The sequence below is a fragment of the Protofrankia sp. Cr1 genome, assembly GCF_963555865.1.
Classification (GTDB): domain Bacteria; phylum Actinomycetota; class Actinomycetes; order Frankiales; family Frankiaceae; genus Protofrankia.
Map to the genome: position 1 here is coordinate 1 of NZ_CAUVXO010000447.1, position 4336 is coordinate 4336.

Sequence of the window (4336 nt, forward strand, 5' to 3'; positions counted from 1 at the left end):
CGTTCCTGCCATCCCATCGCCTGCCATCCCATCGCCAGCCATGCCTCGCCGCGCTGGACAACGCGGGCCTGGCACGCATCGACGAATTCACGCTCTACGCCCCGCCCACGGCGATCAACGGGGACGAACGCTCGGCCCAACCACGGCCAGTACCCACCAGCTGACCGGCACCGACGTGTTTGCCGTGGCCGGCATTGGGCCCATTCACTTCTGATACGGCGCGGGGTCGACTCGACCATCCGCGGCCGATGCGGGTTTCTCCGGCTGGCCGTGGGCGGTCGGTGCGACACGGCGTCGGCTATTTGCCGTCACCCTGGTTCGACGGCCGGGCTGCCGGACCGTTCCTCGGTTCCTCGGCGTGCCGGCCTCACGGGTGGCGAGGTCGCGTCCCCCGGTCAGCCGACCGACCGATCCGAGGTTGTCAGCAACCGTCTGGCGCTGCTTGCCCGTGTTCGACGCGGCTCGGCGAGGTCGACCACGGCAGTGGTCGTTACCGCTAGCTAGCTAGGCGACCTGAAGATCGCGTAGGTATGCCCTGAACGCTCGCACGCTCTCGCGACCCGATTCGGTGGGCGACACGGCGGTGGCCACGTCCCGGCTGACCTGGACGCCAGAGACAGTGGCACGCAACGCCGAGGCCGGCATGCCCGACCCGGTCATCGTGCCCAGGACAAGACGATCGGCGGCCGTGTAGTTCTCGTAGTCGTCGAGGTCGAGGAGACCGCCGACCGGAGCGCCGTAGGCCACCGCCAGCAGCGCGAGAACACGCGGGGAGGGCCGCGTCCCGGACCGGGCCGGCCATTTCTCCAGCTGACACAGACGAGGCCCGGTCATCGAAGCCCGCCCGTCCTCGCAGATCATCCTGCTCCTCGCGCAGACTCAACCGTACCGTCGCCATCTCCACCCACTCAGGTCCTGATCCGCAGCGCACCACTATCGGCGCAGACTAGAACTCCTGGTGACACTGTCTATGCGTGTTGTGTATGCCTGCTATCGATCCCAGACATAGCCACCACCCCGTGCAGGACCGACGCTCGGGGTGTTCAGACCTGGGCGTGTCGTCGCCGGTGGCTTCCTGACAGCCGCCCGGGTCCAGTAGCCGCAAGCGCCGCATTGGCCAACCAATATGGCTTTTGGCTGTCACAGTGAGCTGGTGCTGTCACACCTTGACAGCAAAGGGTCGCGAAGCGTCGCAGTTCATGTCTTAACCTGGCCGCCGCTACGATGGCCCATCGTGAGGGGAGTTCCCATGTCAGAGGACGCGGCGGTTCTTGACCGCCTGACCGCGGACCTGTTCGACCTCGATACCCGGGCGGTGCCGGTGCCCGACATCGCCGGGTCGAACACGACGTCGGACTGCACGGACGACGGCTACTCGCGCACCTGCCCGAGCGTGGGTTGCTCGGCGACTTGCAAGGACTGCAAGTAGCACCGCCGGTGCGTCCACGCCTTTGACCGTCGGGCGCGGCTGCGCCCGACACCGCGAGCGGTCTTCGCCGGCGTCCAGACCGTGGTCGCCGCCGAGCATGGCTGCGCGCTGCGTCTCGGTGGCGATCATCACCTCCGCAGCGCCCCGAGCCCGGTGTCGCTGACGGCCCTCGCCGATCACCTCCTGGACGTTCCCGGAGTGGTCGAACGACTCACCTTCACGACAAACAACCTGGTCCGCCGCCGCGGCCAGCGGTTTGAGCACGAGCAGCAGTCGCTCGGCGCAGGCGTGCCGCAGCTCGTGACCATCCGTGCGACCAAGGCAAGCACCCTGGTCCTACGATTGTGCGAGCAGGGGGCCCGGCACAGCGTGATCAGCGCCGCAGTCGGTGACCGCTGGCCGGCTGTCCCGGAGTCGACGCTGCGCGGCATGGTCATCGAGATGACCCGTCAAGGGTTCCTGCTGACTGACCTGCTGCCCGTCGACCTGGGCGACGATCCACTCACGCATCTGCTCGTCCACCTGCCCCACAGCTGCGACGTCCACGGCCCGCTAGAGGATCTCCGGGCCCGGCTCCACGCCGCTGACCAGCTCCCCCTGGGGGCAGCACCTCGGCTCGCGGCGCTCCACGCGGCACGGGAGGCGTCCGCCCGCGTCTACGGCCAGGACAACCCGCTCTGCGTCGACGTTGCCGCCGACGCGACCATCACCCTGCCTCGTGCACTACTGGAGGACGCCGCCGAGGCTGTCAGCGTGCTGTGGACGATGAGCTGTACCAAGCCCACGCTCGCCGCCTACCACGCCCGTTTCGTCGACCGGTGGGGCCACGGCCGCTTCGTCCCACTAGTCGACGTCGTCGACCCGGTCATCGGGTTGGGAGACGACGGCATCGAGACCAGCATTGAACCCGCGCAGGCGCCTCCGGAATGCCTCGCGATCCTCGCCGGTCTCCTCGATGACGCGACCGCCCACAGCCGGACTGAAGTTGTCCTGGACGATGCCACCGTTGCCGCGCTCGCTGTGCCCGGCGCCGACCCGCCTCCGCCCGACACGCGCATCTCCGGATCATCCGGATGGTTGACCTTCAGCCGGGACGAGATCTGCGCAGGCGACCAACTCTGCTTTAGTCCTTCCGCTACAGCATCGTGCAACCGCTCGGACACGGCAAGCTTGTGCGGTTTCGGGCGAAGCGCCTGTTCCTCGGCGCGTTCCTGCGCGGCCAATGCGCGATAATTCTCGCGGCCACCACAACGGCTAATCTCCCGGTTCACCACCGATCGGCGTTTTCCCAGCAGCCGAGCAATAGCCGATCCAGAAAACCCCTCCGAAATCCCACGAGAAATCTCCTCGCGGTCTTCCGCGGTCAACGCCTGACCCCGCACCCAAGTCTCCCATCAGTGAGCCACAAGATTTATCACATGTGACGCACTGACTCCTTGATACCGCCGCCCCCTGTCAGACACAGCACTATTCTGGCACGGGCTCCACGACCGACGGCTATCCAATGTCTCCCGGCGGAGCCTGCCATCGACTTACGGAGTGCGCACGCGGATACCGGCCCTTGGACAACGAGACCCGTCCGTTTCGGCCGCGAGGCGGTCGTTCGCAGCGCCTCCGCTGGGCGTCTGGCCGGGACGGCCCGAACGCGCCAGGGTGTTCGTTGGGCAACAGCCGATTCTCGGTCTGGCCGACTCGAGTCAGCTGGATCCGGGCTTCTCGGCAAGCAGACGCCTCCGCCAGTCGGCGAATCGCTGGCGCATCTCGGCGATCGCGCGGGGGTCGACGCCGTACTCGGCGAACGCCGCATCGGTGATCTGCGTCAACGCGCCGAGCGCATCAGCGAAGATCAGGGTATCAAAGCCGGGGTCGGTCGCAGCGGCCAGCGCGAGCAGGTCCTCGCGCGAGTAGCGACCGCTCATGATGGCGGCATCGACATCGAGGAAGTCGCGCTGCATGGCGCGTCCGAACAGGGCGCACATCTTGTTCGCCATGGCGTCGTCCGGGTGCAGGACAGGCCCGATATCAAGCTGGACCGGATCGTGCGCCCGCCAGTCCGCGGAGAGCTCGACCTTCTCGACCGTACCGGCGGATGGATCGGCCACCATCAGCCGGACGAATGTCTCGGCCCGCATGGCGACCGATGTCGCATACCCGGCCGCCTCCAGGGCGGAGACGACCGCCGACGTCAGCTCCGGGAACTCGCCACGGCGCTGCCAGCTGGTAAACAGGTCGACATCCCCACTCGGGCGCAAGCCCATCCCGTGGGCCTGGACCGCGTAGCCACCCGCGAGCGCGAGTCCATACCGCTCCCCGGCAGCCAGAGCGATCCTCGCGATCTTTTCGTGCCGCGGCTCCATGCCTGCGCCTACGCCATGGCGGTGATCCGGCTGATCTCGGCGAGAACCGGGAACTTCTGCTCCCAGGCCCTCCTGAGCTGCGCCGGCAGCCACAGCAACGCCCACAGTCGCCGCAACATCCCGGCGTCCAGGTATGTGTACAGGTCCTGAGGGCTGGCCGCCTCGATAAGGACGGCGCGGTAGAGGTCGACAATCCTGCCGGGAGCATCAAGATCATACTCGGCACTGCCGGACCAGTCCAAGTGCGGCGGCAGCAGGACGACACCAGACGACGGCCCGCGCAACAGATCCAGGCTCCCCGCGACGGCATAGGGCCGCTGATAGCGGGACGTCGACGTTCCGCGCGCGTCAGCCATGCCTGCAAGCCTATCGCCAGCCGAAGACGATCGGCGCGATGCTCCGGGAGTCCTGCCCGCGCTGGCGCGCTCGCGGGACACGCAGCGCCGCCCCCGTCGCGCCCGCACGGAATACTGCGGGCCTCGCCTGGACCGAGGAGGGGCGGTTCGCCTCGATGCCACCTTCCATAGTCGCGATCAAGAGCAGAGCCTAA

4 protein-coding genes and 2 pseudogenes are annotated in these 4336 nt (G+C 67.6%); 2 read left to right on the top strand and 4 right to left on the bottom strand.

Going from position 1 to position 4336, the window contains the following annotated elements; all coding sequences use genetic code 11:
- Positions 1-504: 504 nt before the first annotated feature.
- Positions 505-861, bottom strand: coding sequence for a hypothetical protein (locus U9980_RS23380; protein ID WP_322769906.1), 357 nt, complete (start codon positions 859-861; stop codon positions 505-507).
- A gap of 388 nt (positions 862-1249) precedes the next feature.
- Between U9980_RS23380 and U9980_RS23385 the strand changes: the two genes are divergently transcribed.
- Both U9980_RS23385 and U9980_RS23390 read left to right on the top strand, forming a co-directional pair.
- Complete coding sequence (locus tag U9980_RS23385; RefSeq protein WP_322769907.1) at positions 1250-1429, top strand: hypothetical protein; 180 nt, start codon at positions 1250-1252, stop codon at positions 1427-1429.
- A gap of 24 nt (positions 1430-1453) precedes the next feature.
- Positions 1454-2662: pseudogene (locus U9980_RS23390) on the top strand (lantibiotic dehydratase); the annotation flags it as partial.
- A gap of 29 nt (positions 2663-2691) precedes the next feature.
- On the opposite strand, the pseudogene U9980_RS28735 reads toward U9980_RS23390, so the two are convergent.
- The 3 genes and pseudogenes from U9980_RS28735 to U9980_RS23400 form a co-directional block, all read right to left on the bottom strand.
- Positions 2692-2811, bottom strand: a pseudogene (locus tag U9980_RS28735) (helix-turn-helix domain-containing protein); the annotation flags it as partial.
- 315 nt (positions 2812-3126) lie between these two features.
- A complete protein-coding gene (locus U9980_RS23395; RefSeq protein WP_322769908.1) occupies positions 3127-3786 on the bottom strand; it encodes a nucleotidyl transferase AbiEii/AbiGii toxin family protein in 660 nt (219 codons plus the stop codon).
- Between the two features lie 8 nt (positions 3787-3794).
- A complete protein-coding gene (locus tag U9980_RS23400; protein WP_322769909.1) occupies positions 3795-4142 on the bottom strand; it encodes a hypothetical protein in 348 nt (115 codons plus the stop codon).
- Positions 4143-4336: the final 194 nt, after the last annotated feature.